Genomic DNA, 1,176 nt, shown 5'->3' with positions numbered 1-1,176 from the left:
CGGCGAGATTGGGGAATAGTCAATGGGACGATGGGCTGAGACATAATAAATCCTCCAGTTTGTTTTTTATAACAGTATACCGGAGGAAGGAGTGAGTGGATAGATACCTTGTTATTGGGCGGTTACCAATCATTTTGGAGAATTGGAAAGTTCTTTTATACGTGGTAGAAATCGTGGAAAGGAAGAAGGTCGATTAGAAGTTGCACAGCGCTTATTAAACAGAGGTCTTGGCATAGAAGATGTTTTAGAAATCACCGGCTTAACCTCAGAACAGTTGGCTTCCCTTTCACAAGACCATCAGTTTTAGGAGGAAGTGAAAATGGTAGATCAATGGTTGCGTAATGCCTCCAATCATTTTGGGGAATTGGAAAGTTCTTTTATACGTGGTAGAAATCGTGGAAAGGAAGAAGGTCGATTAGAAGGTCTAGCAGAAGGTCGGTTAGAAGTTGCACAGCGCTTATTAAACAGAGGTCTTGGCATAGAAGATGTTTTAGAAATCACCGGCTTAACCTCAGAACAGTTGGCTCCCCTTTCACAAGACCATCAGTTTTAGGAGGGAGTGAAAATGGTAGATCAATGGTTGCGTAATGCCTCTAATCATTTTGGTGAATTAGAATACCGTAGCCTCCGTTTCGAAACTGAAGTTTTGGATATGGAAAACTCCCAAGGTAATGCGGTTGTCAACTACACTGACAGTGAAACACCCTTTACTCGTATTATCGAACACAAACATTTCGAGTTCGGTACACAAGAAAAAACCATTATTACACGCGAGTATTCTAAGACATGGAAACGTGGGGATGAGCCATACTATCCAGTCAACAATGATCGTAACAATAAACTCTACACAGCCTACAAACGCCTAGCTGAACAACAAGAGAATGTTATATTCGGCGGTCGTTTAGGTCACTACCGTTACTACGATATGCACCAGGTAATTGGAGCAGCCTTGCAGTGTGTGAGAAATGAAGTGAAGTAAAAATCTGGTTGAGAGAGTGGTTAAACACTTACTTGACCAGATTTTTGATTTTTAGAGCAGAAGCAATTTTCGGTAAATTCTCAAAGTAAGTTCTAGTTCCCGTCCTTCCAGAAGTTACTTTGAGAAAACTGCATAACATCAACAGAATTTAGTCTCAGACTAAGTTCTTTTTTTGACTAAAAATGTTGATAATAGTG

General features: G+C 40.3%; 1 protein-coding gene and 1 pseudogene. Both read left to right on the top strand.

Annotated features, from left to right (window positions below; translation table 11 throughout):
* Positions 1-319: 319 nt before the first annotated feature.
* The gene (locus tag NF418_RS10250; RefSeq protein ID WP_256779525.1) at positions 320-553 is read left to right on the top strand and encodes a hypothetical protein; all 234 of its coding nucleotides are present in this window, start codon (positions 320-322) and stop codon (positions 551-553) included.
* A gap of 48 nt (positions 554-601) precedes the next feature.
* Positions 602-979: pseudogene (locus tag NF418_RS10245) on the top strand (UDP-galactopyranose mutase); the annotation flags it as partial.
* Positions 980-1,176: the final 197 nt, after the last annotated feature.

Origin of the sequence: Streptococcus suis, from assembly GCF_024509555.1 — a bacterium.
Taxonomy (GTDB): Bacteria; Bacillota; Bacilli; order Lactobacillales; family Streptococcaceae; genus Streptococcus; species Streptococcus suis_AD.
The sequence above is the reverse complement of the archived record's forward strand: the minus strand, read 5'-3'. Positions and strand labels throughout refer to the sequence as shown.

Coding starts and splice junctions, on each gene's coding strand:
- NF418_RS10250 (WP_256779525.1), top strand. CDS start 320: ATGGTAGATCAATGGTTGCGTAATGCCTCCAATCATTTTGGGGAATTG.